The following is a 25,299-nucleotide window of genomic DNA, read 5'->3' on the forward strand; positions in this document are numbered from 1 at the left end:
ACGCCATGTGGCGCTCGCTGCGGCCCATCGGCCGCAGCGACGCCTCGGGCGGCTACCGCCGCTACGCCTGGACCGGCGCCGACGCCGAGTGCCGCCTCTGGTTCCAGGCGCAGGCCGAGGCACGCGGCCTCGACTACGAGGTCGACCGCAACGGCAACCAGTGGGCCTGGCTCGGCGACCCGTCCCGCGGCGACGCGGTCGTCACCGGCTCGCACTTGGACTCCGTCCCGGACGGCGGTGCCTTCGACGGCCCTCTCGGGGTCGTCTCCGCCTTCGCGGCGCTGGATGAACTCCGCGCACGGAAGGTGGCGTTCCGCCGGCCCCTCGCCATCACCAACTTCGTCGACGAGGAGGGTGCCCGCTTCGGCCTGGCCTGCGTGGGTTCGCGTCTGACGGCGGGCAAGCTGACGGTCGAGGCGGCCCGTCAGCTGACGGACGCCGATGGAGTCACGCTCCCGCAGGCGATGGAGGCGGCCGGCTACGACCCGGCCGCGATCGGCCCGGACCCCGAACGCCTCGCCCGCATCGGGGCGTTCGTGGAGCTCCACGTCGAGCAGGGCCGCGCCCTCGCTCTGTCCGACAGCGGCTCCGCCGCGGGCTCCGGAGACCCGGTCGGCATCGCCTCGGCCATCTGGCCGCACGGCCGCTGGCGCTTCGACTTCAGGGGCGAGGCCAACCACGCGGGCACCACCCGCCTGGTCGACCGCCGCGATCCGATGCTGACGTACGCGGAGACGGTCCTTGCGGCCCGCAGGGAAGCCGAACTGGCGGGCGCGGTAGCCACCTTCGGCAAGATCGCGGTCGAACCGAACGGCGTCAACGCGATCCCGTCCCTGGTCAGGGGCTGGCTGGACTCCCGCGCCGCGGACCAGTCGACGCTCGACACCGTCGTGACGGGGATCGAGAAGGCGGCACGCGAGTACGCGGACCGGCACGGCATCGACCTCGATGTCGTACGCGAGTCCTTCACGCCGGTGGTCGAGTTCGAGCACGCCCTGCGGGACGAACTGGGCGCGATCCTAGGGAGCGGATCGGACAGACAGATCCCCGTCCTCGGAACGGGTGCAGGCCACGACGCGGGTATTTTGTCCGAATCGATCCCCACCGCCATGCTGTTCGTACGGAACCCCACGGGCGTCTCGCACTCCCCGGCCGAGTTCGCCGCCGAGGACGACTGCGTCGCAGGGGTGACCGCACTGGCCGACGTACTGGAAGGGCTGGCGTGCAGGTGAAGACGGACACGTACTGGCTGGAGCACGCCTGGCTCGACACGAATGTCGAGCCGGGCGTGGCGGTGGAGGTGACGGGCGACCGCATCACCGCCGTCCGCAAGGAAGTCGAGGCACCCCCGCCCGGCGCGACGGTCCTGCGCGGCCTGACGCTCCCCGGCCTGGCGAACGCCCACTCGCACGCCTTCCACCGGGCCCTGCGCGGCACGGTCCAGGTCGGCTCGGGCACGTTCTGGACGTGGCGCGAGGTCATGTACTCGGTGGCGGACCGCCTGACGCCGCAGACGTACCACGCGCTGGCCAGGGCGGTGTACGCGGAGATGGCCCTGGCGGGCATCACCACGGTGGGCGAGTTCCACTACTTGCACCACGGGCCCGGTGGCACGCCGTACTCCGACCCCAACGCGATGGGCGAGGCGCTGATCCAGGCGGCGGCGGACGCGGGCATCCGCATCACGCTCCTGGACACGGCGTACGTGGCGTCGGGGCTCCTGACGGAATCGCGGGGCGAGCCCCCGAACCGCCACCAGCTGCGCTTCTCCGACGGTACGACGGCGGAGTGGGCGGAACGCGCATCGGCCCTGAAGGACCGGGACCACGCCCGAATCGGCGCGGCGATCCACTCGGTACGGGCGGTTCCTGCACGCCAGCTGGGCACGGTGGCGGACTGGGCATCGGCCCGCGACGCCCCCCTCCACGTGCACCTCTCCGAACAGACGGCGGAGAACGACGCGTGCCGAGCGGTGCACGGCCGCACTCCTACTCAACTCCTGTCGGACCACGGGGTGTTGGGCCCCCGCACGACGGGCGTGCACAACACGCACCTCATGGACGAGGACATCGCGCTGCTGGGCCGCACGACGACGGGCACGTGCATGTGCCCCACGACGGAGCGCGACCTGGCGGACGGCATCGGCCCGGCGGTCCGCCTGCAACGCGCGGGCAGTCCGCTCTCCCTGGGCAGCGACAGCCACGCGGTGATCGACATCCTCGAAGAGGCGCGGGCCATGGAACTGAACGAACGCCTGCGCTCACACACGCGGGGCCACTGGACGGCGGCGGCGCTGCTGCGCGCGGCGACGGCGGACGGGCACGCGGCGCTGGGCTGGCCGGACGCGGGGGTGATCGAGGTGGGGGCGCTCGCGGACTTCGCGACGATCGCGCTGGACTCGGTCCGCACGGCGGGGCCAGTGCCCCGCTTGGCCGCCGAGACGGCGGTCTTCGCCGCGTCCGCGGCGGATGTCCGCCACACGGTGGTGGGTGGCCGCCATGTCGTACGGGACGGGGAGCATGGCTTGGTGCCGGATGTGGCGGGGGCGTTGGCGGAGGCGGTGGCGGCGCTGAGAGATTGACCCCCTCCGGGAGCCGGGCTCCACCCCGGCTCCCCTGAACCGCCGCTTCGCGGCGGATCTTCCCCACCCACCCACCCACCCGGCGAAGTCTTTTCAGCCCGTCCGGCGCTTGAGGACGAACCCGGCGGAGCCGGTGATCCACGGTGCGCATCGGTCCCGGCGGAGCCGGGTTTTCGGGAAGGGGCGGGATTGGGGAAAGAACCGCCGGATGAACAACAGCAACCCCCACCGCCCCGCACCCCGGAGACCCCATGACCATCAGCACCAGCACCACCACCCTCGTCACCAACATCTCCAGCCTCGTCACCAACGACCCGGCCCAAGGCGAAGGCGGCCCCCTGGGCCTCCTCACGGACGCCGCCGTAGTCCTGGACGGCGAAAGGATCGCCTGGGTCGGCCCCGCCGCAAAGGCCCCCGCGGCGGACACCCTCCACGACGCGCGAGGCCGGGCGGCCATCCCCGGCTTCGTCGACTCCCACAGCCACCTCGTCTTCGCGGGCGACCGCACCCAGGAGTTCAACGCCCGCATGTCGGGCCGCGCGTACACGGCGGGAGGCATCCGTACGACGGTCGCGGCGACCCGCGCCGCGACGGACGCCGAACTGGAGGCGAACCTCACCCACTACCTCCGCGAGGCCCTGCACCAAGGCACCACCACCTTCGAGACGAAGTCGGGCTACGGCCTCAACACGCAGGACGAGGCCCGCGCACTGAAGATCGCGGCCCGCCACACCGACGAAGTCACGTTCATGGGCGCCCACATCGTCTCCCCGGACTACGCGGAGGACCCGGCGGCGTACGTAGACCTGGTCACGGGCCCCATGCTGGAGGCCTGCGCACCCCACGCCCGCTGGATCGACGTCTTCTGCGAGAAGGGCGCCTTCGACGGCGACCAGGCCCGCGCGATCCTGACGGCCGGCAAGGCGAAGGGTCTGCACCCCCGCATCCACGCCAACCAGCTCACGTACGGCCCCGGCGTCCAGCTCGCCGTCGAGCTGGACGCGGCATCGGCGGACCACTGCACGCACCTCACGGACGAGGACGTGGACGCCCTCGCGCACAGCGACACGGTGGCCACCCTCCTCCCCGGCGCGGAGTTCTCGACGAGGGCGGAGTGGCCGGACGCCCGCCGCCTCCTGGACGCGGGCGCGACGGTGGCGTTGTCGACGGACTGCAACCCGGGCTCGTCCTTCACGTCCTCGGTCCCCTTCTGCATCGCCCTGGCGGTACGGGACATGGGCATGACGCCGGACGAGGCGATCTGGTCGGCCACGGCCGGCGGCGCGGCAGCCCTGCGCCGCACGGACATCGGCGTGATCCGCGAAGGAGCCCGCGCGGACCTGGCCTTCCTGAACGCCCCGAGCCATGTCCACCTGGCGTACCGTCCGGGCGTCCCGCTGGTCAGCGAGGTGTGGCGCCGGGGTGAGCGGGCGCTGTGACGGCTGGGCGCCCGGCTCGACCGGAAGCCCCCTCGCCCTGGAGGGCGTGGACTACGGTCCGGCTGTGATGTCCGGCCGTGATCCGCGGCGTTGAGCTGCTCGGGAGTTCGGTCTAGGCGGCCACCGCCACCGGAATGTCGAGTACCGCCTTGCCCGCGACCTCACGGGCGAGCAGCGCGGCCAGGGCCTCCCGCGTGTGGTTCCAGTCGTCGCGGCGGCCGATCTGGGGGTCCAGTTCGCCGCGGGCGACGAGCGAGGCGAGCCAGTCGAGATCGGCGCCGAGGCCGTCGGCGTCGTCCACCAGGAAGAACGTGGTGAGCGAGCGGTCGTGGCGCCCGCCGTCCCCGAACAGTGCCCCGAAGGGGAACTCCTCCCCGGCTCCCGAGCTGTGGCCGACGGCCACCAAGGTTCCGTGCGGCGTCAACGTGGCGTAGGCGGCGATCAGTTGGGGGCCGCCGACCACGTCGATGACCCCGTGGACCGGCTCGATGGACTTCAGGGCGTCGGCGTCCACGACCTCGTGGGCACCCAGGCGGGTCAGCGTCTCGCCCTTGGTGGGGTCGCTCGTCGCCGCCACGACATGCGCGCCGCCGCGCGCCGCGAGCTGCACGGCGAACCTGCCCACGCCGCCGCCGGCGCCCGTCACGAGCACCCGGCGCCCCAGGATCGGCCCGAGCCGTCGCAGCGCGCGCAGCGCCGACCCGGCGGCCACCGGCAGCGCGCCGGCCGCGCCCAGGTCCGCGCCCTTCGGCACCGTACCCATCAACTCCGTGTCCACCGCCCTGAGTTCGGCCCATGCGCCGGTGGCCCCGAGCGTGACGACCCGGGTGCCGGGCGCGGGCCCGGAGCCGTCGGCGGCTGCTCGCACGACGACTCCCGCGGCGTCCCAGCCGGGGACGGTGCCCTCCTCGCCGTTCGGGACGACGAACGCGGCCTCCCCGTGGTTGACGGAGAAGGAGTGGATGCGGACGAGTGCCTGATGGGGGGTGGGCTCGGGGTCCGGGACCTCGCGGAGCGTGAGGTGGCCGGGGGCGGAGTGGTCGATCGTGAGTGCTCGCATGCCGCCGATAGTGCCACTGAGTGGCATAAGGCATCAAGAGGCAAATGCTCTCGGGGGGCGATAGAGCTAGGATGAGGCCATGGTGGAGAGCAAGGAGAACGGCGGCCGGGGCGAACTGCCGCTGCGGGAGCGGAAGAAGCTGCGGACGCGGCGGGCCCTGGTCGAGACGGCCCTTGAGCTGTTCGGCGAGAAGGGCTTCGGCGCCGCCACCCTCGACGAACTCGTTGAGGCCGTCGAGGTCTCCAAGCGGACCTTCTTCCGTACATTCGCCTCGAAGGAGGACGTCGCGCTCGCGCCGGAGCGCGAACTCTGGCGCGCCTACGTCGACGACATCAGCGAGCGGCCGTTGGACGGGCAGCCCCCGCTCGCCGTCTTCGAAGGGTCGTTGTACGCCGCCGTGACGGGCATGGAGGAGGGCTGGGAACGGCGCTTCCTGGCGAGCCGCGCACTCGCCGACGCCACGCCCGCGCTCAACGCGCACAGCCTGCGGCACTGTGCGGAGGTCACCGACGAGGTCGTCGAGATCGTCGTCGCCGGGCTCGGCGCGGCGCCCAGCGCGGACCTGACGCCCTTGCGGGTCAGGCTCCTCGTTGAGCTGATGCTCTCCGCCTGGCGCGGCGCGCTCAGGGAATGGTCGGCCGGCGGGCGGCAGGACCGCGCGGCCCTCGTCGCGCACATGGACGCCACGTTCGGCGAGGTCCCCGCGGTCCTCGCACTGGCCGCGGAGCCGCCGGGCCCTCGTAGGGTGCGGTCATGAAGGCGATGAAGACCATCGGGCTGCTCGGCGGGATGAGCTGGGAGTCGAGTGCCGAGTACTACCGGCTGCTCAATGAACTCGTACGCGAGCGCCTCGGCGGGCTGCACTCCGCCCGGTGCGTGCTCTACTCCGTCGACTTCGCGGAGATCGAGCGGCTGCAGGTCGCGGGGGAGTGGGAGCGGGCGGGGGAGGTGCTCGCCGGGGCCGCCAAGGGGGTCGAGGCGGCCGGTGCCGAGCTCGTGCTGATCTGCACCAACACCATGCACAAGGTCGCCGAACAGGTCCAGGAGGCGCTCTCCGTGCCGTTGCTGCACCTCGCGGACGCCACCGCCGACGCGGTGCTGCGCGGCGGTGTGCGGCGCGTGGGGCTGCTCGGGACCGCGTTCACCATGGAGCAGGACTTCTACCGGGAGCGGCTCGCGGCTCGTGGGCTCGACGTGCTCGTGCCGGACGCGGACGGGCGCGCGCTCGTCCACCGTGTGATCTACGAGGAATTGTGCCTCGGGGTGGTGCGTGCGGAGTCTCGTGCCGGGTACCAGAGGGTTATCGACGATCTTGTGCGGGAGGGGGCGGAGGGTGTGATTCTCGGGTGTACCGAGATCGAGTTGCTCATCGGGCAGGAGCACAGCCCGGTGCCGGTCTTCCCGACGACGCGACTGCACGCGGAGGCGGCGGTGGAGGCAGCGCTGCGGGCCGGATAAAAAGCAACCCACCCGCCGGCCCCATGCTGCGGGGCAAACGGGTGGGTGGGAAACATCCGTCGCGAAGCGGCGGTCCGGTCGGCCCGCAGGAACGCCGAGCGGCGAGACCCTTCACTCGTCGACGGTCAATCCCTTGCGGAGCTTGACGAGAGTGCGCGACAGCAGCCGCGAAACATGCATCTGCGAGATGCCCAGCTCATCGCCTATTTCCGACTGCGTCATGTTGGCGACGAAGCGGAGCGAGAGGATCTTCCGGTCACGCGGCGGCAGTTCGGCGATCAGCGGCTTCAACGACTCGACGTACTCGATGCCTTCGAGCCCGTGGTCCTCGTAGCCGATCCGGTCCGCGAGCGCGCCCTCGGAGTCGTCCTCCTCGGGCTGGGCGTCCAGCGAGCTCGCCGTGTAGGCGTTGGAGGCGGCCATGCCTTCGACGACCTCGTCGTTGGAGATGCCCAGGCGCTCGGCGAGCTCGCCCACCGTCGGGGCGCGATCGAATTGCTGGGCGAGTTCGTCGCCCGCCTTGGCGAGGTCCAGACGGAGTTCCTGAAGGCGGCGCGGGACGCGCACCGACCAACTCGTGTCGCGGAAGAAGCGCTTGATCTCGCCGACGATGGTCGGCATCGCGAAGGTGGGGAACTCGACGCCTCGGCTGAGCTCGAAGCGGTCGATCGCCTTGATCAGGCCGATGGTGCCGACCTGGATGATGTCCTCCATCGGCTCGCTGCGCGAGCGGAACCGGGAGGCGGCGAACTTGACCAGGGCGAGGTTGAGTTCGACGAGAGTGTTGCGGACGTACGCGTACTCGTGCGTGCCTTCCTCGAGTGACTCGAGGCGTTCGAAGAGGGTCTTGGACAGAGCCCTCGCATCCAGCGGCCCCACCTTGTCGAACGCCGGGATCTCGGGCAGGTCGGAGAGCCCCTCGAGGGCTTCCGCGTCGGCTACGGTCGTCAGGTCCGGGAGTTCGTCCGGAGCGGCTTCCGTGCGGGGACCCGGGATCTCGGTCTCGATACGGTTCGGTGAGAGTGTCGACGTCGCTCGGTCAGTGCGCGATTCGTCGAGCCGGGGTGACATGGTGTCCTCCATCGTTCTCGGCATATGGCTGCCGATGCCAATACGTGCACTGCGGTGTGCGGCGCCTCCAAAGCCGTCCGTGTTGATTACTGTCTCTTCTACCCCTACCCGGTTCCACAGCCCGGTCGCAAGTGCGGTGTGCGGCGAAATGTCCGAATTCTGGAGGATGTTCGGGTACCCGAGGGCGCATGGAAGGCGTAATGTTCAGGGGCGTCATCAACAGCCACGACGGTCGGGAGTGAGTGACGGAATGGACCGCGGGACGGTCGGCAGTGCGCATCAGGGCCGGCTTCTGGTCGAAGTCCGGAACGAGGGTCAAAGTGCCGTCGTGACTCCGGTGGGTGAGTTGGATCACCACACCGCCGATTTGTTGCGTGAACCACTCGAAGCCTGCCTTGACGACGGCCTTTCCCGGCTGGTCGTCGACTGCTCGCGACTGGAGTTCATGGATTCCACCGGACTCAACGTCCTGCTCGGGGCCCGGCTCAAGGCCGAGGCCGCGGGGGGCGGGGTGCATCTGGCCGGGATGCAGCCGGTGGTGGCACGGGTCTTCGAGATCACCGGCGCCGACGCGGTCTTCACCGTCCACGAGACACTCGAAGCGGCGCTGGCCGACTGACCTGGCGGTCTGCTGACGGAGCGTGCTCAAGAGTTACGCGTCAGTTGTCCCTGTGTGATCATCGCGTTACCAGCGTCACACGGGTCGCGTCGAATAAGTGGGTGTTCTCACGGTTCGGCCGGGCAGGAGACCCCCTGGATCCGTCGTCAGAAGTCCGTAAATCAATCGTTGCCAAATCAACAGCAGGAACGGCCGAGCAGCCAGTGATCTTCTTTGGTGTCCCGCCGCTTGTCGCGTTCCTTGTCCAGAGTTCTCTTGTCGGTGAGGTGAAGCGCTGATGAGCACCACCCGGCCTTACTCGCCGGGCGACCGCGGCCCGGAGTACGAGGCCGTTGTCGCGGCCGCTCCTGCGGACCAGGCCGCTTCGGCGGCCACGGGTCGTCAGGGGCGCCAGGTCCGCAGGCTGAGCCTGAACGGCGCGAGCGGCATCGTTCCGCTCGCCCGCGACTTCGCGCGCCAGGCGCTGCAGGCGTGGGGCTGGCTGCCCGCGGCGGGCGCCGATCAGCGCGCTGCCGCGGAGGACGTCCTGCTCGTCGTGTCCGAGCTGGTGACCAACGCGTGCCTGCACGCCGAGGGCCCCGACGAGCTCTGGCTCTCCTCCGACAGCAAGGTGCTGCGGATAGAGGTCTCCGACCGCGGCGCGGGCCAGCCCGCGCCCCGCACCCCGCACCGCGCGGGGCGGCCCGGTGGCCACGGGATGTTCATAGTCCAGCGGCTCTGCCTGGACTGGGGGGTCGTCCGCACCCCGGGGGTCTCGGGCAAGACGGTGTGGGCCGAGCTGAGCGCGCCCGTGTAGGCCCGCTCAGTTCCCCCTTGGGTTACCCACGGTTCGTACGCGCGCCGGATCACTGAGATCCGGCGCGTTCTTTGTCTTCCCTCGGCAAGGTCCCGGGCGTACCTTGAGCGCCCAATCTGATGTGCCGTCAGTAAATCCGCACCGCGGCACGCCACGACCGGCATGAGGGGAACTCGAGGTGTCGTACAAGAAACCAACGGCTGTGCTCGCGCTCGCCACGGCCTTGGCCGGCTCGGCGGTGCTGATGGCCGCCCCCGCCGCGCAGGCCGAGGTCCAGGACGTCAACTACCAGTGCAAGACGCCCATCGGCAACAAGGGCGCGGTATCGCCGATCGATATCAAGAGCGTCAAGAGCGGCAGCGGCTACAAGCTCACGATGTCCTTCCAGAAGGGCGTCTCCTCCAGCCCGGTGGAGCTGGGCAAGGGCGCGATGAAGCCCAGCGCGCTCATCAAACTCGGCGGCGCGGAGAGCGGCACCGTGCCGGTCTCCGGGGCGCCCAACGACAAGGCGATCCCCGCCAACTCCCCCATCAAGATAAGTGACTTGTCGGGGACGTACACGCCCAAGAAGAGCGGCAAGGTCACCTTCACCGCGGGTGTCCTGACCATCAAGGCGCTCGGCACGACGACGACGTGTACGCCGTCCAACAGCCCCAAGCCCTCGCTCTCCCTGGACGTGAAGGGCTCGGGCGGCGGCACGACAGGCGGCTCCGGCGGGTCGAGCGACGACAGCGGCTCCGGCGGCTCGGCGAGCGCACCCTCCGGCGGCGAGGAGCTCCCGCAGACCGGCCCCGCGGACTCCGCGATCGCACTCGGCACCCTCGGCGGCACCGTGCTGCTCGCGGGCGCGGCGGGCGCGCTCTGGCTGACCCGCAGGAACCAAGCGGCACGGTCGCGCTAGGCGCGATGCGCGGCGTCGCAGGGACGCGGTGACCGCGCGCCGCGCCCTGTCCGACCTCCGCGTACGACGCGTACGAAGCGCACGAAGATCCAGGAGCCGCCGATGCCGTCGCTGCTGTCCGCTGCCCGTGCCCTCACCGTGGCCGTGGCCTTACTGGTGACGGGCGCGGCGCCGGCGACCGAGGTGTTCGCCGACGACGCAGGAACGTGGTCGGTCGCGCCCTCCGCGGGAGGAGGGACGCGGCCCGCGAAGGACGGGCGGCCCTACTTCTACGTGGAGGGCACCCCCGGCTCCGTCCTGGAGGACACGGTGACCGTCACCAACCCTGGGCCGAAGCCGCGCACGGTGGAGCTGAGCGGAGCGGACGCGGACAACACGCGCGGCGGCGGGTCCTCCCTGGAGCGGGGCAAGCCGAAGGACACCGGCTCCTGGATCACCTTCGCCGAGCGCAAGGTGAAGGTGCCGCCGCGCACCCGCGCCGAGGTGCCGTTCAGCGTGAGCGTCCCCGAGAGCGCGGTGCCGGGCGACCACCCCGGGGCGATCGTCGCGCGGGAGGGCGGTCGTGACGCCGGGGTCCGGGTGCATCTGCGGGTGAGCGGACCGACGCTTTCGGCGCTGACCGTGGAGCGCGTGCAGGCCGAGGGCGGGCGCATCTCGTACGAGGTCGTCAACCGCGGCAACACGATCCTGACCCCCCGGCTCACGGTCCACGCGGAGGGCGTCTTCGGCACGCTCCTCGACCGGGGCCCGCGCAAGCTTCCGGTGGAGCTCCTGCCGGGCCGCAGGGTCACCCTGACGGAACCGTGGAGCGACGCACCCGCCCTCGACTCCGTCGAGGTCACCCTCACGGTGACGGCATCGGGCGACGCCCGGGACACGGCGAAGGCATCGGCCCGCTTCGTGCCGTGGGCAGCGGTGGCGGGGGTGGCGGCCGGGGTTCTTGGCCTCGTGGCGGCGGGGGTGTGGTTCGTACGCAGACGCGAGGATCCCGGGGGTCCACCACCGGAGGAGTCCGAACAGGGCGGTACAGAGCTGGAGTTGGCGGCAGCAGGGACGGGAGAGAAGCTGTGAGTACCCGTGTACGAGGCGGCAAGTGGTACGTGGCCGCGGCCGCCGTGCCGGCCGTGCTGGCCGCGCTGCTGCTCCCGACGGGACAGGCCGCAGCCGCGGACGAGCCCGAGGTCACCCTCTCCAAGGCCGAGGCGGGCAAAGGCGGCGACATCACCGTCAAAGGCGAGGGATGGCGACCGAAAGCCCTCCTGATGATGCTCGTCTGCGGCCAGGCCACCCCGGCCAAGGGCGTACCGGGCGGCACGAACTCCTGCGCCAACGACACCGGCCGCGCCGTCACCACGGACAGCGAGGGCGCCTTCAGCAAGAAGCTCCCCGTGGCCGAGCCCCCCAAGGCCTGCCCCTGCGTGGTCCACGTGGCGACCGTCACCGGCGAGAAGGCCCAGGCCGACGCCGCCTTCAAGGTCGCGGGCCACCCCGTGGAACCCCTGACCGAGCAGCAGGACGGCGGGAAGCTCTCCGTCCTCACTGATACCCGGCTGGACGGGTCCAGCGGCGTACTGACCTGGTTCGGCGCCCCGCCGTCCCGCAAGTTCGTCTTCACCGTGGGCAACGTCGGCTCGTCCCCCGTCAAGGACCCCGTCTTCCGAGTGGGCACATCCCACGGCGTGTTCGCCCCGCAGTGGGAGGAACAGCAGTGGCGCGGCACGATCGCTCCGGGCAAGAAGGCCCAGATCAAGCTCCCGGTCGAGCTCTCGGCGGGAGCGCACGGCAACTACCTGGTCTCGCTGAAGTTCGGCGGCAAGGTCCTCGCCGAGCAGCCGTGGGGCGTCGGCCGCCCCTGGGGCGTGACCGTCTTCTGGATCCTGCTCTGCGTCGTCGTGCCCGCCGCCGTCTTCCGCATCGGCATGGCGGTGGTGGACAAGCTCCGTCCGGGCCGCCGCGGCGGCCGAGGCTCCCGCCCCGCGGGGCGCCACCGCACCGGCAGGATCGCCGAACTCACCGACCGGCTACCGAAGTTGAGGCTGCCCCAGGGGGCGGTCGCGGCGGACGGCGCGGCTCGTACGCCACGTACGAAACCGCCCCGTGAGCCCGGCAAGGGCACCGACACCGCCACGAACACGGGCACCCTCCCGTGGTTCACCCCTGACACAGACCCCGGCGCGGGGACCCCACCCGCCGGACAGCTCTCCGCACCGTCAGAGAACAGCCCGACGACGAAGGGAAACACGTGATCAGCACACGACGGAGAGCGGGCGCGGCCTCGGTCTCGCTCCTGCTGGGCGGGGCGGGCATCATGCTGGGCGCCGGTCCCGCGCAGGCGGCCGAGGTGGCGTACAAGACGGAGTGCATCCCGCCGTCGATCTCGGGTCTTCCGCCCGTGCAGGGCACCACCAAGGTGGAGATCACCGCGCCGGCCACCGCGAAGGTGGGCGACGAGGTCGAGGTCGTATGGAAGACCACGCAGGCCGCGTCCAAGAACCCGGACATCCTCGACCTGGACAAGGACACGGTGAAGCCGACGGGCACCGTCAAGCTGGGCGGCGGTCAGACCGGTGACCTGGCGATGGCGGGCGAGCGGGTCAATCCGCCGATCAAGAAGAACAGCCCGATGGTCCTGTCCGACATGAAGGGCAAGCTGAAGCTGACCAAGGCGGGCGAGGTCACGCTCACCCCGGGCGCGTACAACATCAACGTCAGCAAGCCGATGTCGACCGACACCAAGTGCACGCCGAAGGAAGAGGTCAAGGCGGGCGCGACCATCAAGGTGACGGAGGGCGGGGGCAGTTCGGGCGGGAGTACGTCGGGCGGCTCCACGTCCGGTGGCTCTACGTCCGGTGGCTCCACGTCCGGCGGCTCCACGTCCGGTGGGTCCACCTCCGGCGGTGGTGACACCGGAGGTACCACCGGAGGCGGTGGCGACGACGGCGGCAAGACCGACTTCACCGGCAAGGAAGTCCAGACCCCCTACAAGTGCAAGACGCCCATCGGCGACAAGGACGCCACGTCCCCCGTCCAGATCAACGCCAAGAAGGACGGCGGCAATTACGGCCTCACCGTCGAGTTCAAGAAGTCCGTCATGGACAGCCCCGCCGACATCCCCGCGGACTCGGTGAAGCCGTCGATGGAGGTCAAGCTGGGCGGCGCGGACAAGGGCACGGTGCACGTCGAGGGCCCCACCAACAAGGAGCCCATCAAGTCCGGCGACCCGATGACCATCCCTGACCTGACCGGCACGTACAAGCCGGGCGCCGACGGCAAGTCGACGCTGGCGCCGGGGGTTCTCACGGTCAAGGCGCTGGGTACGACGACGACCTGCACGCCGTCCAAGGCCGAGGTCTCGCTGGAGATCGACACGGCGGCGCAGCCGGGTGGCGCCGCCGGGGGTTCCGGATCTGCCGGGGGCTCCGGCTCCGCCGGGGGTTCGTCCTCGACCGGTGGCGGTGACCTCGCGGAGACCGGCGCCGACGACAACGGGGCGCTGCGGGCGCTCGGGCTCGTCGCGGGCACGGTGATCCTCCTTGGCGGCGCGGTGTTCACGTTCCTCCCGAGGCGAAGGAGCGGCCTCCGCTGAAGCCCCGTCAGACGCGCGGGGAACCGCGCGAGCAACCAGAGACGACCCGCACCGGCCGATGGCGCGGACCTCGCAGACGCGTCTGCCTGCGGCGGTCCGTCCGGCGGGTGCGGGTCGCCTTGGGGTGCTCGCGCCCACGCGGCGGAGCCGCACATGTCACAGCCCCGCGCCCCTAAAGGGCGCTCCCCTAGGCGTGCTGCCGCAACCACCGCAGGACGGCCTGGGCGGCGCCCGGTTGCTTCAGGAGCTCGCCCCCATGCGCCGTACCCGGCGCGATGCGCACGGTGGCGTCGCGGAGCCCCGCCACCGTCTGCGCGTGCGCGAGGTCCGTGGAGTGGGCCACCGGGACGAAGTCGGCCGCCGAGTGCGTGAGATACAGGGGCGCGTCGTCCTTGCCGGAGGCGTGCGACTTGGCGACCAGGTCGACCCACTTCTGCCGGCACGGCCCGGCGGCCCGGTCCGGCACGCACCCCGCGAGCAGCTCCGCCGTCCCCCGCAGCTTGCGCTGTGCCGACGACGCGGCGCGCATCCCGCCGTCCGCCCAGGCGCGGTAGGGCGAGGCGACGGGGGAGAGGGCCACCACGCCGCGCACCCGCTTGCGTCCGGCGCCGTAGGCCGCGGCACTGACGGCGAGGTGCCCGCCCGCGGAGGACCCGAGCGCGACGGGCGTGCTGCCGTCGCGCCGTTTCACCCACCGCAGGGCCGCGAGGACGTCGTCGCGCTGCGCGGGCCAGGCGGCGTCCGTGGCGAGCCGGTAGTCGGTGTCGTACACGGTGAATCCGCGCGCCGCGAACCACCGCGCCCACCCGCTCCAGTCGGTGTCCCGCACCCAGGAGCCGCCGTGCAGGATCACCAGCGCGGGGCCGCCGCCGTCGCCGTACACGGTGATGTTCTGGCGCGCGTGGCCCCCGTACGCGAAGGTCTTGCCCTGCAACGGCTTGGGTGCGGCCTCGACGGCGGCACTGGACGACAGCAACGCCACACTGAGGGCGAGGGCCGGCAACGTACGACGCATGGCCAGATGCTCCACCGCCCGGCACCGTCACCGGCACAGAAACGTTCCGCGTCACCGCCACGGGCTAGCGAACGATCCCCTGTTCGTGCGAGTGGACGAACGCGCGAGGGCCGCCGCACCCTCGGGTGCGACGGCCCTCGCCGTGCGTCTATCGGCCCGCTGGGGGCGTGCCGGACGTCAGTTGACGGAACCCATCAGTTCCTTGACCTTCTTGCGGTTCAGCCAGATGCCGAAGCCCGCGATGACCGCGATGACCGCCTCGACGGCCACCGCACCCGAGTTGTTCAGGTCGATGCCGAGCTGCGGCGAGGTCAGCAGGCCGGTGACCGAGTCGCCCGCGGTGACCGCGAGGAACCAGACACCCATCATCTGGGCGGTGTACTTCGCCGGGGCCATCTTCGTGGTGACGGAGAGGCCGACCGGGGAGAGGCAGAGCTCGCCGACGGTCTGGATGAAGTAGATCGACACCAGCCACATCGGGCTGACCTTGCCGCCGTTGCTGGCGGTGTCGATCAGCGGGATGAGGAAGACGAGGAACGAGATGCCGATCAGCGTGAGGCTGGAGGCGAACTTGACCGCGGTGCTCGGTTCCTTGCCCCGCTTGTTCAGCCAGAGCCACGCGGAGGCGACCACGGGGGCGAGCGCCATGATGAAGATCGGGTTCAGCGACTGGTACCAGGAGGTCGGGAAGTCGAACCCGAACAGGTTGTTCGTCGTCGAGTGCTCACCGAAGATCGACAGGGTCGAGCCGTTCTGGTCGTAGATCATCCAGAAGACGGCGGCGACGATGAAGAACCAGACGTAGCCCGACAGCTTGGACTGCTCCAGGTCCGTCAGTTCCTTGTCGCGCTTCATGCGGACCAGGACGGTGACCGGGATGACCAGACCGGCGATGGTGAGGGGCATCAGGGCCCAGTCGGCGAAGTTGCCGGTCACACCGAGGAACGAGTAGAGCGCGACCGCGACGATCAGCCAGATCAGGCCGTTGCGCAGGGCGGAGGCGCGCTGCTGCGGCGTCGCGGGCTGCGAGACGACGCTGCTCTCCGCGCTGAGGTGGCGCGAGCCGAGCATGAACTGGCCGAGGCCGAGCGCCATGCCGATCGCGGCGAGCGCGAAGCCGAAGTGCCAGTTGACGTTCTCGCCCACGGTGCCGATGGTCAGCGGGGCGAGGAAGGCACCGACGTTGATGCCGATGTAGAACAGCGTGAAGCCACCGTCACGGCGCGGGTCCTCCGGGCCGTCGTAGAGGTGGCCGACCATCGCCGAGATGTTCGCCTTCAGCAGGCCGGAGCCGAGCGCGACCAGACCGAGACCGGCGAAGAACGTCGCCGAGCTGGGCAGGGCCAGCGTGATGTGGCCGAGGATGACGACGATGGCGCCGATGGCGACCGTTTTGCGCGGCCCCCAGAAGCGGTCCGCCATCCAGCCGCCGGGCATGGCGAGGAGATAGACCATCGACATGTAGACGGAGTAGATCGCCGTCGCCGTCGTGGCCGACATGTTCATGCCGCCGGGGGCGATCAGGTACAGCGGGAGCAGTGCTTTCATGCCGTAGAAGCTGTAGCGCTCCCACATCTCGGTCATGAAGAGTGTGGCCAGTCCGCGGGGGTGGCCGAAGAAGGTCTTCTCAGAGCCAGGGGTACTGGCCGAGTCCTTCGTCAGGCTGGACGCCATGGGTCGATCCTCGAGGTTCGGGACGCGCGGCAAGAGCGTGTGCGCGCCCGGTGGGGGGCGGTCGGCACCGGGGTCGTACCGTCCACACCCCCACGCCCGGGGGGAGTTTTCGCGCTCCGTGTAGAGGAAGGCGCTGGTACGGCGACTCCGGGATCCACGCCCTGGCGCATCCTCACGCAGGGCCCGACCACAGGTCATTCCTTTCAAGGCTGGCAGAAGCCGGCCCGCACATAAAAGAGACCTAAGGCCGCACAGCGGGCCAAAGGTCCTTGGGTAGTGCATCAGGCGTTGGGTCACCATACGCCACGACAGTGCGGGATATGGAAGGACTTGAGAGATGGATCACAGGTCCAGCTGGAACCACCGGGGCACTTTTAAAGGTGATTCTCAGGATCGCACCCCAGAGCCGCAGGCGTCGACCGTCAGCGGGCGATCACCCCACGACGGTCGTCCACCGCGGACTACCATCACCCCATGACCCGTGTACTGCTCGCCGAGGACGACGCGTCCATCTCGGAGCCCCTGGCCCGTGCCCTGCGCAGGGAGGGGTACGAGGTCGAAGTGCGTGAGGACGGCCCGACCGCCCTCGACGCCGGGCTGCAGGGCAGCGTCGACCTCGTCGTACTCGACCTCGGGCTGCCCGGCATGGACGGCCTGGAGGTGGCCCGCCGTCTCCGTGCCGAGGGGCACACGGCGCCGATCCTCATCCTGACCGCCCGCGCCGACGAGGTGGACACCGTCGTCGGCCTGGACGCGGGCGCGGACGACTACGTGACCAAGCCCTTCCGCCTGGCCGAACTGCTCGCCCGGGTCCGGGCCCTGCTCCGGCGCGGGGCGGCCGAGCCGCAGCAGGCGCCGGCCACGCACGGCGTGCGCATCGACGTGGAGTCGCACCGCGCCTGGATGGGCGAGGAGGAGCTCCAGCTCACGGCCAAGGAGTTCGACCTGCTGCGGGTCCTGGTGCGCGACGCGGGCCGGGTGGTGACCCGCGACCAGCTGATGCGGGAGGTCTGGGACACGACGTGGTGGTCGTCCACCAAGACCCTGGACATGCACATTTCCTGGCTGCGCAAGAAGCTGGGCGACGATGCGGCGAACCCGCGGTACATCGCCACGGTGCGGGGCGTGGGCTTCCGCTTCGAAAAGAGCTGAGGCCGGCCCGTCAGGGGCGCGAGGAACTGCGCGAGCAACCACAGCGGCGCCGCACACGCCGGTGAACCGCTGAAGGCAGACGCGTCGGCGGGTCCGTCGTGGCGGGCCGCGCAGCTCCCCGCGCCCCTGACGGGGCCCGATCGGGGACACTGGAGGACTCCGCACCCCCGCCCGGGAGGGCATCTTGCGCCGCCGACTGATCAGCTCCACCCTCGCCGTCGTCCTTGTGGTCATCGCCGTCTTCGGGGTGAGCCTCGTCATCGTCGAGACGAGGACCATCAGCAGCAGCGCCCAAGAGGCCGTCTCCTCCGAGGCACTGCGCCTCGCCAGCGTCGTCGACAGCAGGCTCATCAGCGACGAACAGATCAACGCCCAGATCCTGCGTGACGTGGCCGCGGTCGACAGCGACCGCTACGCCCTCATCGAGATCCCCGGCCGCGCCCCCATCGAGATCGGCACCCGCCCCACCGGCGACGTCATCCAGGACACGGCCATGGGCGAGGAGGGCGAGAAGGTCACCGTCGAGGAGCCGCGCACCGCGGTCACCCAGGAGGTCGGCCGCACCCTGCTGATCATCGGCGCCGTGGCCCTGCTCGCGATCATCGCCGCGGTGCTCCTCGCCGTCCGGCAGGCCAACCGCCTGGCATCGCCGCTCACCGACCTCGCGGAGACCGCCGAGCGCCTCGGCTCGGGCGACCCGCGGCCCCGCCACAAGCGGTACGGGGTGCCGGAGCTCGACCGTGTCGCGGACGTCCTCGACGGCAGCGCCGAGCGGATCGCCCGCATGCTGACCGCCGAGCGGCGCCTCGCCGCCGATGCCTCGCACCAGCTGCGTACGCCCCTGACGGCGCTCTCCATGCGCCTGGAGGAGATCACCGTCACCGAGGACCTGGACACGGTGAAGGAGGAGGCCACGATCGCGCTCGCGCAGGTCGAGCGGCTCACCGACGTCGTGCAGCGGCTGCTCACCAACTCGCGTGACCCCCGCACCGGCTCCGCCGTCTCCTTCGACCTGGACGAGGTCGTCAAGCAGCAGCTGGAGGAGTGGCGCCCCGCCTACCGCAGCGCGGGCCGCGCCATCGTCAGCTCGGGAAAGCGGCATCTGAGGGCCGTGGGCACCCCGGGGGCCGTCGCGCAGGTGCTCGCGGCGCTCATCGAGAACTCGCTCATGCACGGAGGCGGCACCGTGGCCCTGCGGACCCGCGTCACGGGAAACCAGACGGTCATCGAGATCACGGACGACGGGCCAGGCGTCCCCGCCGATCTCGGCGCGCGGATCTTCGAGCGGACCATCAGCGGACGCAACTCCACCGGTATCGGCCTGGCGGTCGCCCGGGACCTGGCCGAGGCCGACGGCGGCCGACTGGAGATGCTGCAGACCAAGCCGCCGGTGTTCGGCCTGTTCCTGTCGCGTACGCCGCCCCAGAAGCGGGCCCAGGAGGCCGAGGAGACGGTCCGCTAGCCGCGGCCCGGCCCTCGCGGCCCTAGGGGGTGCTGCGGGCGGTGGGACGCTTCTCGGTGGCGCTCACGGCCGTGGCGCCGGACCCCGTCTCCAGGAACGATTCCGCACTGGCGACGGCCTCCCGAGCGGGCAGCGTCTTGAACACCCAGGTGCGGTAGGACCAGAAGCGGAAGCAGGTGGCGATGCCGATGCCGAGGAACTTGAAGAGGTTCGACTCCAGGCGGCCGTCCCAGCCGAAGCCGTACGTCGCCGCGTAGAGCACGCCGTTCTCGATCACCAGGCCCGCCAGGCTGAACAGCAGGAAGAGCGTGAGCTCCTTCGTCCTGCCGCTCTTGTCACGGTCCTTGTACGTGAAGTAACGGAAACCGACGTAGTTCACGGCGATCGCGACGATCGTGGCGATCACGCTCGCCCGTACGACCTGCAGGTCAGAGACGTGGCGTACGAAGTTGAAGACTCCGAAGTTCACCACCGTCCCGACCGCTCCCACGGCACCGAACTTGACGACTTCGCGCGCGAGCCGATCCAGCCGCACCCGTAGTGCGCCACGTTCCTTCATGGTGGTCGCCCCAACCCCCGTCGTCGATTCGTTGTGGTCTCGTCCTCGTCGACGTATGTGGTGATTCGGTCGCGTCAACCCAGCCATGCTAACCAGCGCACCCCGCCCGTCGCGCGTGGACGCCTCCACACTGTGGCGGCTCTGTGACGGGAGGGCCCGTGCGGTGCACGGAAACCGGCCGTTCGGGCGTGGCCGATACAGGCCGATACCCTGGGGGTGTGACGTTCCCGGTAGTCGGCATGGTCGGCGGCGGTCAGCTCGCCCGCATGACCCACGAGGCGGGCATCCCCCTCGGCCTGAAATTCAAGCTCCTCAGTGACACCCCTCAGGATTCCGCGGCGCAGGTCGTCAGCGATGTCGTCATCGGCGACTATCGCGACCTCGACACGCTGCGTGAGTTCGCGAGGGGCTGCGACGTGATCACTTTTGATCACGAACACGTACCCACCGATCATCTACGGGCCCTGGAGGCGGACGGCATCCCCGTGCGCCCCGGGCCCGACGCGCTGGTGCACGCCCAGGACAAGGGCGTGATGCGCGAGAAGCTCACGGAGATCGGCGTTCCGTGCCCACGCCACCGGATCGTGCGCGATCCGGCGGACGTGGCCGCCTTCGCGGCCGAAGGCCACGAAGGCTCTCCGGAGGGTGACGGCTTCCCCGTGATCCTCAAGACGGTGCGTGGCGGCTATGACGGGAAGGGGGTGTGGTTCGTACGTTCCGTCGAGGACGCCGAAGACCCCTTCCGGGCCGGTGTCCCCGTCCTGGCCGAGGAGAAGGTCGACTTCGTACGAGAGCTCGCGGCGAACGTCGTGCGCTCGCCGCACGGCCAGGCCGTGGCCTACCCCGTCGTCGAGTCGCAGCAGGTCGACGGCGTCTGCGACACGGTGATCGCGCCCGCCCCCGGCCTCTCGGAGACCCTCGCGGGCGAGGCGCAGGAGCTGGCGCTCCGCATCGCCAAGGAGCTCGACGTGGTCGGCCACCTCGCGGTCGAGCTCTTCGAGACGCGCGACGGCCGCATCCTGGTGAACGAGCTGGCGATGCGCCCGCACAACTCGGGCCACTGGACGCAGGACGGGGCGATCACGTCCCAGTTCGCCAATCACGTGCGCGCGGTCCTCGACCTGCCCCTCGGCGACCCGCGCCCGCGGGCGAAGTGGACGGTCATGGCCAATGTCCTGGGCGGCGATTTCCCGGACATGTACCAGGCGTATCTGCACTGCATGGCGCGCGACCCGCAATTGAAGATCCACATGTATGGCAAGGACGTGAAGCCCGGACGCAAGGTCGGCCACGTCAACACCTACGGCGACGACCTGGACGACGTGCTGGAGCGCGCGCGTCACGCGGCCGGCTATCTCAGAGGAACGATCACGGAATGACCGCACCTGTAGGACCTGTAGTCGGCATCGTCATGGGCTCGGACTCCGACTGGCCGGTCATGGAGGCCGCGGCCAAGGCCCTGGACGAGTTCGAGATCCCGTACGAGGTCGATGTCGTCTCCGCGCACCGCATGCCGCGCGAGATGGTCGCGTACGGCGAGGAAGCGGCGGACCGCGGCCTCAAGGCGATCATCGCCGGGGCCGGTGGCGCGGCCCATCTGCCGGGCATGCTGGCGTCGGTGACCCCGCTGCCGGTGATCGGGGTGCCCGTCCCGCTCAAGTACCTGGACGGCATGGACTCGCTCCTGTCCATCGTGCAGATGCCCGCCGGTGTCCCGGTGGCGACCGTCTCGGTGGGCGGCGCGCGCAACGCGGGCCTCCTCGCGGCGCGCATCCTGGCCACGCAGGAACCCGAACTCCTGGCTCGTATGCGGGAGTTCCAGCAGGAGCTGAATGAACAGGCCACGGAGAAGGGCAAGCGGCTGCGGGCCAAGGTCGAAGGAGCGGGGTCCGGATTCGGCTTCGGCTCGGGAAAGTGAGCGGCATGACGTCTCCCGATCTCGCCGAAGCCCGCGCAGTCCTCGCCGACTTCCCGGTGGCCGACGGCCACAACGACCTGCCCTGGGCCCTGCGCGAGAAGGCGGGCTATGACATCGACCGCCTCGACATCGCGGCCGACCAGAGCGGCAACCTCCACACGGACATCGCGCGCCTGCGGGCGGGCGGCGTCGGTGCGCAGTTCTGGTCGGTGTACGTCCGCACGGACCTGACGGGCGACGCGGCGGTGAGCGCGACCCTCGAACAGATCGACTGCGTCGACCAGTTGCTGACGAGGTACCCCGGCGATCTGGCCCGCGCCCTGACGGCCGCGGACATGGAGAAGGCCCGCTCGGAGGGCCGCATCGCGTCCCTGATGGGCGCCGAGGGCGGCCACTCCATCAACAACTCCCTCGCCACGCTGCGGGCGTTGCACGCGCTCGGCGTCCGCTACATGACGCTGACGCACAACGACAACATCGCGTGGGCGGACTCGGCGACGGACGATCCGGGGGTCGGTGGCCTGTCGGCCTTCGGCCACGAGGTCGTACGCGAGATGAACCGCAGCGGCATGCTCGTGGACCTCTCCCACGTGGCGGCGACGACGATGCGGGCGGCCCTGGACACCTCGGTGGCGCCCGTGATCTTCTCCCACTCCTCGTCCCGCGCGGTCTGCGACCACCCGCGCAACATCCCGGACGACGTCCTGGAGCGCCTGTCGGCGAACGGCGGGGTCGCCATGGCGACGTTCGTCCCGAAGTTCGTCCTGCAGGCGGCGGTCGACTGGACGGCGGCGGCCGACGAGAACATGCGGGCGCACGGCTTCCACCACCTGGACACGACGCCGGAGGCGATGAAGGTCCACGCGGCCTTCGAGGAGTCGACACCGCGCCCGGTGGCCACGGTCTCGACGGTGGCGGACCACCTCGACCACATGCGCGAGGTCGCGGGCGTCGACCACATCGGCATCGGCGGCGACTACGACGGAACGGCGTTCACCCCGGACGGCCTTGACGACGTAGCGGGTTACCCGAACCTGATCGCGGAGCTCCTCGACCGCGGCTGGTCGAGGCAGGACCTGGCGAAGCTGACGTGGCAGAACGCGGTACGGGTGCTGGGGGCCGCGGAGGACGTGGCACGCGACGTCCGGTCCCGACGGGGTCCGTCGGTGGCGACACTGGAGCAACTGGACGGCTGAGCAGCGCACGTGAAGACGCCGACGCCCTCCCCGCAGGCTGCGGGGAGGGCGTCGGCGTATCGATGTGAGCCCGGCGTTACGGCCGTTACGGCAGGTTGCGGGCCATGACGATGCGCTGGACCTGGTTCGTGCCTTCATAAATTTGCGTGATCTTCGCGTCACGCATCATCCGCTCGACGGGGTAGTCACGGGTGTAGCCGTAGCCGCCGAGCAGTTGGACCGCGTCCGTGGTGACCTCCATCGCGACGTCGGAGGCGAAGCACTTGGCCGCCGCGCCCGCGAAGGTCAGGTCGCTGTCGCCGCGCTCGGACTTGGCCGCCGCCGCGTACGTCAGCTGACGCGCGGCCTCGATCTTCATCGCCATGTCCGCGAGCATGAACTGCACGCCCTGGAAGTCGCCGATCGGCTTCCCGAACTGCTTGCGCTCCTGGACGTACCCCTTGGCGTAGTCGAGCGCGCCCTGCGCGATGCCGAGCGCCTGGGCCGCGATCGTGATGCGGGTGTGGTCCAGGGTCTTCATCGCCGTGGCGAAGCCCGTGCCCTCCTCGCCGATCATGCGGTCGGCGGGGATGCGGACGTTGTCGAAGTAGACCTCGCGGGTCGGCGAGCCCTTGATGCCGAGCTTCTTCTCGGGGGCGCCGAAGGAGACGCCCTCGTCCGACTTCTCGACGACGAAGGCGGAGATGCCCTTCGAGCGCTTGGTGGGGTCGGTCACGGCCATCACCGTGTAGTACTCGGAAACGCCCGCGTTCGTGATCCAGCGCTTCACGCCGTTGAGGACCCAGGAGTCCCCGTCACGGACGGCCTTCGTCTTCATGCCGGCCGCGTCCGAACCCGCGTCCGGCTCGGAGAGGCAGTACGAGAACATGCCGTCGCCCTTGGCGAGCGGCGTCATGTACTTCTTCTTGATCTCCTCGGACCCCGAGAGGATCACGGGGAGCGAGCCCAGCTTGTTCACGGCGGGGATGAGCGAGGACGAGGCGCAGACGCGCGCCACCTCCTCGATCACGATGACCGTGGCGAGCGCGTCGGCGCCCGTGCCTCCATAGCTCTCCGGTACGTGCACGGCGTGCAGGTCGGAGGAGACGAGGGCGTCGAGCGCCTCCTGCGGGAAGCGGGCCTCCTCGTCCACCGCCGCGGCGAACGGTGCGATCTTCGCCTCGGAGAGCGATCGGATCGCGTCACGGAGCATGTCGTGCTCCTCGGACGGGCGGTACAGGTCGAAATCAGCCGATCCGGCCAAGGTCTCTCACGCTCCAAGGACGCTAATTACCGTTAAGTAACCCAAATTTTAGAGGGCGGCTCACGCGAGGGATACGTGAGCTTGCCGACAGCGGGCAGCCGATGAGCGGCGATGGCGGAAACGTGCCCTGTCAGGGGCCCGACTATGCTCGGGCACCGCACTGACGCCGTAGACCCCTGGAGCACCGCATGGCCCTCAAGATCACCGTGATCGGCACCGGCTATCTCGGCGCTACGCACGCAGCGGCCATGGCCGAGCTCGGTTTCGAGGTGCTCGGCCTCGACGTCGTGCCCGAGAAGATCGAGATGCTGCAGCGGGGCGAGGTCCCGATGTACGAGCCCGGCCTGGAGGAGCTGCTGCGCAAGCACGTCGCCGGGATCGAGGGCTCCAGCGGGCGGCTGCGCTTCACCATGGACTTCGCGGAGGTCGCCGCCTTCGGCGACGTCCACTTCGTCTGCGTGAACACCCCGCAGAAGCACGGCGAGTACGCCTGCGACATGAGCTACGTGGACAGCGCCTTCGCGCAGCTCGCCCCGCATCTGACGAAGCCCGCGCTCGTCGTCGGCAAGTCGACCGTGCCGGTCGGCTCCGCGGAGCGGCTCGCGCGCGGGCTCGCCGCCGCCGCGCCGGTGGGTGCCGAGGCCGAGCTGGCCTGGAACCCGGAGTTCCTGCGGGAGGGCTTCGCCGTGCAGGACACGCTGCATCCGGACCGGATCGTCGTGGGCGTCCGCAGCGGGCATGCCGAGAAGCTGTTGCGTGAGGTGTACGCGGGGCCGGTGGGCGAGGGCTCGCCGTTCGTCGTGACGGACTTCCCGACCGCCGAGCTGGTGAAGACGGCGGCCAACTCCTTCCTCGCCACGAAGATCTCGTTCATCAACGCGATGGCCGAGGTGTGCGAGGCCGCGGGCGGTGACGTGGTCAAGCTGGCGGAGGCGCTCGGGTACGACGACCGGATCGGGAAGAAGTTCCTGCGGGCCGGGATCGGCTTCGGCGGCGGCTGTCTGCCGAAGGACATCCGGGCGTTCATGGCGCGGGCCGGGGAGTTGGGCGCCGACCAGGCGCTGACCTTCCTGCGGGAGATCGACTCCATCAACATGCGGCGGCGCGGCCAGATGGTGGAGATGGCGCGCGAGGCGCTCGGCGGCGGGTCCTTCCTGGGCAAGCGGGTCGCGGTGCTCGGCGCCACCTTCAAGCCGGACTCGGACGACGTCAGGGACTCGCCCGCGCTGAACGTCGCCGGGCAGATCCACCTCCAGGGCGGTCAGGTGACCGTGTACGACCCCAAGGGCATGGAGAACGCGGGTCGCCTCTTCCCGACGCTCGCGTACGCGGAGACGGCCGTGGACGCGGTCCGTGGCGCGGACGTGGTCCTGCACCTCACGGAGTGGCGCGAGTTCCGGGAGCTCGACCCGGAGGCGCTGGGCGAGGTGGCATCGCAACGGCTGATCCTGGACGGCCGCAACGCGCTGGACCCGGCGGTGTGGCGGGGGGCCGGGTGGACTTACCGGGCCATGGGGCGGCCTGCGGCGTAGGGCGGGTGCGGGTGCGCGGTGCGGGGCGGGGAGCGGT

General features: G+C 70.5%; 23 protein-coding genes. 17 read left to right on the forward strand and 6 right to left on the reverse strand.

All coding sequences use genetic code 11. The features are described from left to right. Nucleotides 1-5: 5 nt before the first annotated feature. From AC5P1C_RS09585 to hutI, 3 genes are all read left to right on the forward strand, one after another. Entirely contained in the window at nt 6-1,232 is a 1,227-nt protein-coding gene (locus AC5P1C_RS09585) for an allantoate amidohydrolase (RefSeq protein WP_493865375.1), read from the forward strand. Further along, the gene (locus AC5P1C_RS09590) at nt 1,229-2,581 is read left to right on the forward strand and encodes a formimidoylglutamate deiminase (RefSeq protein WP_493865376.1); all 1,353 of its coding nucleotides are present in this window, start codon (nt 1,229-1,231) and stop codon (nt 2,579-2,581) included. Before AC5P1C_RS09585 ends, AC5P1C_RS09590 begins: the two co-directional genes overlap by 4 nt. Before the next feature lie 251 nt (nt 2,582-2,832). Then, a complete protein-coding gene (hutI, locus tag AC5P1C_RS09595) occupies nt 2,833-4,020 on the forward strand; it encodes an imidazolonepropionase (RefSeq protein ID WP_493865262.1) in 1,188 nt (395 codons plus the stop codon). 112 nt (nt 4,021-4,132) lie between these two features. On the opposite strand, the gene AC5P1C_RS09600 is transcribed toward hutI, so the two are convergent. Beyond that, entirely contained in the window at nt 4,133-5,080 is a 948-nt protein-coding gene (locus tag AC5P1C_RS09600; protein ID WP_493865263.1) for a zinc-binding dehydrogenase, read from the reverse strand. 79 nt (nt 5,081-5,159) lie between these two features. Between AC5P1C_RS09600 and AC5P1C_RS09605 the strand changes: the two genes are divergently transcribed. Further along, nucleotides 5,160-5,837, forward strand: a complete 678-nt coding sequence (locus AC5P1C_RS09605; protein ID WP_493865264.1) for a TetR/AcrR family transcriptional regulator — start codon at nt 5,160-5,162, stop codon at nt 5,835-5,837. Nucleotides 5,838-5,842: 5 nt separating this feature from the next. Continuing rightward, nucleotides 5,843-6,538 carry an aspartate/glutamate racemase family protein gene (locus tag AC5P1C_RS09610; protein WP_493865377.1) on the forward strand — a complete coding sequence of 232 codons (696 nt, stop codon included), beginning with the start codon at nt 5,843-5,845 and terminating at the stop codon, nt 6,536-6,538. Between the two features lie 111 nt (nt 6,539-6,649). Here AC5P1C_RS09610 and AC5P1C_RS09615 read toward each other — a convergent pair whose 3' ends face one another. Next, complete coding sequence (locus tag AC5P1C_RS09615) at nt 6,650-7,621, reverse strand: RNA polymerase sigma factor SigF (protein WP_493865265.1); 972 nt, start codon at nt 7,619-7,621, stop codon at nt 6,650-6,652. Nucleotides 7,622-7,859: 238 nt separating this feature from the next. Between AC5P1C_RS09615 and AC5P1C_RS09620 the strand changes: the two genes are divergently transcribed. The 6 genes from AC5P1C_RS09620 to AC5P1C_RS09645 all read left to right on the forward strand — a co-directional run bounded on the left by AC5P1C_RS09620 (nt 7,860) and on the right by AC5P1C_RS09645 (nt 13,511). Further along, entirely contained in the window at nt 7,860-8,228 is a 369-nt protein-coding gene (locus AC5P1C_RS09620) for an STAS domain-containing protein (protein WP_493865266.1), read from the forward strand. 277 nt (nt 8,229-8,505) lie between these two features. Further along, nucleotides 8,506-9,024: an ATP-binding protein gene (locus AC5P1C_RS09625; protein WP_493865267.1), complete on the forward strand. Its 519-nt coding sequence runs from the start codon at nt 8,506-8,508 to the stop codon at nt 9,022-9,024. Between the two features lie 178 nt (nt 9,025-9,202). After that, the gene (locus AC5P1C_RS09630; protein ID WP_493865268.1) at nt 9,203-9,925 is read left to right on the forward strand and encodes an LPXTG cell wall anchor domain-containing protein; all 723 of its coding nucleotides are present in this window, start codon (nt 9,203-9,205) and stop codon (nt 9,923-9,925) included. 102 nt (nt 9,926-10,027) lie between these two features. Then, nucleotides 10,028-10,996, forward strand: coding sequence for a hypothetical protein (locus AC5P1C_RS09635; RefSeq protein ID WP_493865269.1), 969 nt, complete (start codon nt 10,028-10,030; stop codon nt 10,994-10,996). Next, the gene (locus AC5P1C_RS09640; protein ID WP_493865270.1) at nt 10,993-12,171 is read left to right on the forward strand and encodes a hypothetical protein; all 1,179 of its coding nucleotides are present in this window, start codon (nt 10,993-10,995) and stop codon (nt 12,169-12,171) included. The genes AC5P1C_RS09635 and AC5P1C_RS09640 overlap by 4 nt, the downstream gene beginning before the upstream one ends. A 62-nt stretch (nt 12,172-12,233) precedes the next feature. Further along, a complete protein-coding gene (locus tag AC5P1C_RS09645; protein ID WP_493865378.1) occupies nt 12,234-13,511 on the forward strand; it encodes a hypothetical protein in 1,278 nt (425 codons plus the stop codon). A 187-nt stretch (nt 13,512-13,698) separates the two neighbouring features. Here AC5P1C_RS09645 and AC5P1C_RS09650 read toward each other — a convergent pair whose 3' ends face one another. Further along, a complete protein-coding gene (locus AC5P1C_RS09650) occupies nt 13,699-14,526 on the reverse strand; it encodes an alpha/beta hydrolase (RefSeq protein WP_493865271.1) in 828 nt (275 codons plus the stop codon). Nucleotides 14,527-14,703: 177 nt separating this feature from the next. Continuing rightward, a complete protein-coding gene (locus AC5P1C_RS09655; RefSeq protein ID WP_493865272.1) occupies nt 14,704-16,200 on the reverse strand; it encodes a peptide MFS transporter in 1,497 nt (498 codons plus the stop codon). Between the two features lie 474 nt (nt 16,201-16,674). Between AC5P1C_RS09655 and AC5P1C_RS09660 the strand changes: the two genes are divergently transcribed. Both AC5P1C_RS09660 and AC5P1C_RS09665 read left to right on the forward strand, forming a co-directional pair. Beyond that, nucleotides 16,675-17,352, forward strand: a complete 678-nt coding sequence (locus tag AC5P1C_RS09660; protein ID WP_190083462.1) for a response regulator transcription factor — start codon at nt 16,675-16,677, stop codon at nt 17,350-17,352. Between the two features lie 184 nt (nt 17,353-17,536). Further along, on the forward strand, nt 17,537-18,814 hold the full coding sequence (locus tag AC5P1C_RS09665; RefSeq protein WP_493865273.1) for a sensor histidine kinase: 1,278 nt from the start codon (nt 17,537-17,539) through the stop codon (nt 18,812-18,814). Between the two features lie 22 nt (nt 18,815-18,836). Here the strand turns inward: AC5P1C_RS09665 and AC5P1C_RS09670 are convergent, their stop codons facing one another. After that, nucleotides 18,837-19,373: a GtrA family protein gene (locus tag AC5P1C_RS09670; RefSeq protein WP_493865274.1), complete on the reverse strand. Its 537-nt coding sequence runs from the start codon at nt 19,371-19,373 to the stop codon at nt 18,837-18,839. 239 nt (nt 19,374-19,612) lie between these two features. Between AC5P1C_RS09670 and AC5P1C_RS09675 the strand changes: the two genes are divergently transcribed. From AC5P1C_RS09675 to AC5P1C_RS09685, 3 genes are read left to right on the forward strand one after another with little or no spacing between them, the layout of a single operon-like run. Then, a complete protein-coding gene (locus tag AC5P1C_RS09675; RefSeq protein WP_493865379.1) occupies nt 19,613-20,752 on the forward strand; it encodes a 5-(carboxyamino)imidazole ribonucleotide synthase in 1,140 nt (379 codons plus the stop codon). Continuing rightward, a complete protein-coding gene (gene purE, locus AC5P1C_RS09680) occupies nt 20,749-21,291 on the forward strand; it encodes a 5-(carboxyamino)imidazole ribonucleotide mutase (RefSeq protein ID WP_493865275.1) in 543 nt (180 codons plus the stop codon). The genes AC5P1C_RS09675 and purE overlap by 4 nt, the downstream gene beginning before the upstream one ends. A 5-nt stretch (nt 21,292-21,296) precedes the next feature. After that, complete coding sequence (locus tag AC5P1C_RS09685) at nt 21,297-22,487, forward strand: dipeptidase (RefSeq protein ID WP_493865276.1); 1,191 nt, start codon at nt 21,297-21,299, stop codon at nt 22,485-22,487. A gap of 85 nt (nt 22,488-22,572) precedes the next feature. On the opposite strand, the gene AC5P1C_RS09690 is transcribed toward AC5P1C_RS09685, so the two are convergent. Then, the gene (locus tag AC5P1C_RS09690) at nt 22,573-23,730 is read right to left on the reverse strand and encodes an acyl-CoA dehydrogenase (protein WP_493865277.1); all 1,158 of its coding nucleotides are present in this window, start codon (nt 23,728-23,730) and stop codon (nt 22,573-22,575) included. A gap of 188 nt (nt 23,731-23,918) precedes the next feature. Between AC5P1C_RS09690 and AC5P1C_RS09695 the strand changes: the two genes are divergently transcribed. Further along, the gene (locus AC5P1C_RS09695) at nt 23,919-25,262 is read left to right on the forward strand and encodes a UDP-glucose dehydrogenase family protein (RefSeq protein WP_493865278.1); all 1,344 of its coding nucleotides are present in this window, start codon (nt 23,919-23,921) and stop codon (nt 25,260-25,262) included. Nucleotides 25,263-25,299 lie beyond the last annotated feature (37 nt).

This window comes from Streptomyces sp. A18 (assembly GCF_059026065.1).